This is a genomic window from Streptosporangium sp. NPDC003464 (genome assembly GCF_053588315.1).
This window is the reverse complement of the sequence record NZ_JBSFPS010000444.1, coordinates 1-4,640: the sequence shown is the minus strand read 5'-3', so window position 1 is coordinate 4,640 and position 4,640 is coordinate 1. Positions and strand designations below refer to the sequence as shown.

Sequence of the window (4,640 nt, the reverse complement as noted above, 5' to 3'; positions counted from 1 at the left end):
GAGGCCGAGCGCGTCGCGGCCGAGCTGCCACCCGATGCCGGAGCGCGGACACGTAGGTGCGCAGCGCGACCGCGGCGGTGCGGGGCGGCCGCTGCGGCCACAGCGCCTCGACCAGCCGGTCGGCGGGGACGGGCCGGTTGACGTTCAGCAGCAGCACCGCCAGCAGGGTGCGCTGCTTGGCGGCGCCCAGCCGGACCAGCCGGTGGTCACCGGAGCGGACCTCGAGCGTGCCGAGGACGCTAAAGCGCATGACCCGGCACCGCCGGACGCCGTCCGCCCCGCGGCAGGTCCTGGCCCGTCGATATTCGGGCGGCCGGAGCCGCTCCGTCCGTCAGCGCCGCACAGCCACATATCATCAGCGCCATATACCCATACATATGACCACGTGTCGATATCTGAAGTTCACGGTGAATTGCCCGATAAATGGTGGTCATGTTCTATTTATTGCCGGCCACAACCACGGTTTGGGGCCGCATCAACGAGGACCGGCCTGTCGCGGCCCACCACCTGCCCGTCAAGTCCCGCACCGCGAAGGCGGAGAACGAGGATCCCGCCGGAATCGGCGGCCTCCGGCCGGGCAGCGCCGCGGCCGCACCGGACGGCGCCCCGCCCGTTCCGGATTACGGCGCCACCGGCCCGGACATGCCTTTCGGATTACCCTTTTCCGGATCTTTTCGACCGGCCGGATGAATGGCGGAAAGGCGGGGCGTTTCTCGCGCTCCCCGGCATCGGCCGCCGGACGGCGGAGCCGTGGGCGCCGACCCCCGCCCTCCCGCGGCACGCCGTACCGGACCGGAGCGTTCTCGAATGGTGAGACGGCGCCCACGGGACCGGCCGGGCCCGCGCCGGAGAACGGACACGCCGGACGCCGGGCTCGCGGCTCCCCATCTGTCTCACCATCTGGAAACGCGTGACTCGACGGTGTCAAGCCGCGCCTTTACCCGCCCTTGACAGCCGGGCCGCATCGTCGATGCGACTCCACTTCACTTCCGGAGGGGGCCCGGGGCCGACCGCCGTTCCGGGGCCGCCGGAACCGTGGCGCCGCGTCCCGATGAGCACCGATCCCCCGGCGACGGGGAAAGGAGAGTGCGCGTGTCCGAACTGATCAGCCTCGAAGAATGCGAGCGGCTCACCGCCAGAGACGTTCACGACCTCTACCGGAAACACGTCAGCCGCAGCCAGGTGTCGCTGATGACCTCGTTCGGTTTCGGCCGGGAGCTCGTCGAGCGCGCCGAGGGCGCCTGGATCTGGACCCGGGGCGGCCGGAGGATCCTCGACTTCACCGGCGGGGTCGGCGTGCTCAACCACGGCCACAACCACCCCCGCGTCCTGGCCGCCCGCCGGCGCTTCCAGGAGGCGCACAGGATGGAGGTGCACAAGACCTATTTCTCACCCTACGTGGCGGCGCTCGGCCACAACCTCGCCCAGCTGCTGCCCGGCGACCTGAACATGTCGTTCTTCCCCAACTCCGGCGCCGAGGCGGTGGAGGGCGCGGTCAAGCTCGCCTACAAGTACCACGGCGGGCGCCGGCAGCGGATCCTCCGCGCCGACATCGCCTTCCACGGCAAGCTGCTGGGTTCCGGCACCCTCACCGGCACCCCGGACCGCTTCCGCTTCCCGGGCATCCCGGGGGTGGGCGCCTTCCCCTACGGCGACCTGGACGCCGTGCGCGCCGCGACCGCCGCGGCGCGCACCCGCGACGGCGGCTGCGACGTGTACGCGATCATCATCGAGCCGTTCAGCGCCTCGACCATGCGTTCCTGCTCCGAGGAGTTCCTGCGCGGGCTGCGGGAGCTCTGCGACGCGGACGACATCATGCTGATCTTCGACGAGATCTACACGGGCTGGGGCAAGACCGGCAGCCTCTTCTACTTCATGCGCCATCCCGGCCTCGTCCCGGACATCGTGACCACGTCGAAGTCGTTCGGCGGCGGCAAGTCGTCGATCTCGGCGTACATCGCGCGCGAGCGGGTGTTCCGCAGGGCCTACGACAACCTCGCCGACTCGGTGATGCACAGCACCAGCACGACGTACTACGGGTTCGGCGAGGAGACCGCCACCGCGATCGAGGCGGTCAACATCGCCGTCGAGGACGACTACCCGGGGCGGGCGCGCGAGATCGAGCGCGTCCTCGCCCCGGGCCTGGAGCGGATCCGCAAGGGGCACCCGGACACGGTGGCCGCGGTGCGGGGCGCGGGCGCGCTGTACGGGATCTTCCTGGACGGCGGGCCGAAGATCCTCGACCTCGCCGCGAGGCTCGCCCCGGGCGGCCTGGCCAAGGACCCCAACTTCCGCATCAAGCTGATCACCTGCTCGGTCGTCGACGCGCTCTACCGCGACCACGGCGTCTACGCCTACTACACGCTGAACGGGGACAACCCGCTGGTCGCCGCGCCCCCGCTGGTCGTCGAGCCCGCGGACGTCGAATACTTCCTCGACAGTCTCGCCGCCACCCTGGACCAGGGCCTGCCGCGGCTGCTCACCCGATTCGTGCGGGAGAAGGTGGCGCCGCGATGGCCGTCCGGGTCGTAGTCACGGGCAGCTCCGGGATGCTGGGCGGGAACCTGGTCCGGGGCCTGACGGAGGCGGGGTACGACGTGCTGGGCGTGGACCTGCGCCCGCGCTCCGACGGGTGCCCGCGGGCGCGGTACGCGATCGGCGACATCCGGGACACCCCGCTGATGACCGGACTGGTCACCGGGGCCGAGGCGGTGGTGCACTGCGCCGCGGCGCTGCCGAGCTACCCGGCCGGCGAGATCCGCGACGTGATCGTCGGGGGCACCCGCAGCGTGCTGGAGGCCGCCCGCCGGGCCGGCGTGCCGCGCGCCGTGCACGTCTCCTCCACGGCGGTGTACGGCCTGCCGCGGACGGTCCCCACGGCCGAGAGCCATCCCCGGGAGCCGGTCGACCCCTACAGCCGGGCCAAGGCGGCGGCGGAGGAGGTGGCGGAGGCGTTCCGGGAGGAGGGGATGTGCGTGCCGGTCCTGCGGCCCAAGACCTTCCTCGGCCCCGGCCGCATGGGACTGTTCTCGATGCTCTTCGAATGGGCCGAGGAGGGCCGTAACTTCCCGCTGCTGGGCCGCGGCGACGTGCGCATCCAGATGCTCGCGATCGACGACCTGGTCGAGGCGATCCTGCGCGTGCTCCAGGCGCCCGCGGACGTGGCCGGCGACACCTTCAACATCGCCGCCGCCGCGTTCGGCACCCTGCGCGAGGACTTCCAGGCGGTGCTCGACGCGGCGGGCCACGGCCGGCGGCTGGTGTCGCTCCCGGCCGGGCCGACCCTGGCCGCCCTGCGGCTGCTGGGCAGGACGGGGCTGTCCCCGGTGTACGAACGGCTGCTGTACAAGCTGCTCGCGGACTCCTACGTCAGCATCGACAAGGCCCGGGACCGTCTCGGCTTCGAGCCCCGCTTCTCCAACCAGGAGGCGATCCTGCGCACCTACGCCTGGTGGCGGGAGAACCGGCGGCAGCAGGGCCGCGGGGCGCCCGCGGCCGGCCGGACCAGCCGCGACGCGTGGCGGCAGGGCGCGCTGTCGCTCGCGAAAGTCTTCTTCTGATCCCGGCCGGAGGTGCATATGCGTGTCATCGAACCTCCCGGCTCCCAGGGGGTGGCCCGGCCGCCGGAGCCGCTCGCCGACGGTGCGCCGGACGGCACGGCGGACGGTGCGCCAAGCGGCACGGCGGACGGTGCGCCGGGCCGGCGGCCGGGGCTGCCGGCGGACCTGGCGGCCCTGATACGGCCGCTGCACGCGGCCAAGAGCGTCCTGCTGGTGCCCCTCGCGCTCGCCGACGCGAGCGTCTGGACCCTCGCGATGCTCGGCGCGACGGGCTGGGCCGTGGCCGGCTTCGTCCTGGCCGGGGCCTGCGTGTACGTCGGCAACGACATCGCCGACCGGCACCGGGACCGCCACCACCCCGTCAAGCGCCACCGTCCGGTCGCCGCCGGGCGGGTGCCGGTCTGGGCCGCCTGCCTGTACTGCGCCGCCCTGCTCGCGCTGCTCGGCGTGGTGGCCGGTTCCGGTCCCGGCCGGCCGTACTGGCCCCTGCTGGCCTACCTGGCGCTCAACGTCGCCTACACCCGCGTGCTCAAGCACATCCCCCTGATCGACGTGTGCGCCGTCGCGCTGGGCTTCGCGCTACGCGTCGTCCAGGGGTACGCGGCGATCGGAGAACCGGTCTCCGGGTGGCTGCTGGTCGCGGTGTTCTCGGTGTCGCTGCTGCTGGTGACCGGCAAGCGGCGCCAGGAGCTGCTGGAGTCCGGGACCGCCCACCGGCCCGCGCTGCGCGGCTACTCGGTGGGGCTGGCCGACCAGATGCTCCAGCTCACCTGCGTGCTCACCGCGGTCGCCGGCCTGATGTACCTGCGCACCGAGGCGCCGTTCGGCCCCTACGGCCAGCCGGCGATGCTGCTGGCCACGCCGTTCGTGATCTTCGCCCTGTTCCGCTACCTGCAGGTGGTGCTCGTCGAGGGGGGCGGCGGCGATCCGGTGCGGGGGGTGCTGCGCGACCGGGGCCTGGCCGCCACGGCGGTGGCGCTGGCCGTCGTGCTCGGCGTGACGCTCGTGCTGGCCCACCACCCCGCGCTGGCCGCGACGGTCCTGCGATGAACCCCACGACCCGAAAGGCGGCAGTCATGT

Annotated in this window: 5 protein-coding genes; 4 read left to right on the top strand and 1 reads right to left on the bottom strand. The window is 72.7% G+C overall.

Translation table 11 applies throughout. From position 1 onward, the window contains the following. Positions 1–250: AfsR/SARP family transcriptional regulator (locus ACWDS7_RS46760; protein ID WP_451934560.1), on the bottom strand; the 250-nt coding region annotated here is incomplete at its 3' end. A 173-nt stretch (positions 251–423) separates the two neighbouring features. On the opposite strand from ACWDS7_RS46760, the gene ACWDS7_RS46755 reads away from it, so the two are divergent. The 4 genes from ACWDS7_RS46755 (at position 424) to ACWDS7_RS46740 (ending at position 4,610) form a co-directional block, all read left to right on the top strand. Beyond that, positions 424–690, top strand: a complete 267-nt coding sequence (locus ACWDS7_RS46755) for a hypothetical protein (RefSeq protein ID WP_451934559.1) — start codon at positions 424–426, stop codon at positions 688–690. Positions 691–1,092: 402 nt separating this feature from the next. Then, positions 1,093–2,532: an aspartate aminotransferase family protein gene (locus tag ACWDS7_RS46750; RefSeq protein ID WP_451934558.1), complete on the top strand. Its 1,440-nt coding sequence runs from the start codon at positions 1,093–1,095 to the stop codon at positions 2,530–2,532. Continuing rightward, positions 2,514–3,560, top strand: a complete 1,047-nt coding sequence (locus ACWDS7_RS46745) for an NAD-dependent epimerase/dehydratase family protein (RefSeq protein ID WP_451934557.1) — start codon at positions 2,514–2,516, stop codon at positions 3,558–3,560. Before ACWDS7_RS46750 ends, ACWDS7_RS46745 begins: the two co-directional genes overlap by 19 nt. An 18-nt stretch (positions 3,561–3,578) precedes the next feature. Continuing rightward, complete coding sequence (locus tag ACWDS7_RS46740; protein WP_451934556.1) at positions 3,579–4,610, top strand: UbiA prenyltransferase family protein; 1,032 nt, start codon at positions 3,579–3,581, stop codon at positions 4,608–4,610. Positions 4,611–4,640: the final 30 nt, after the last annotated feature.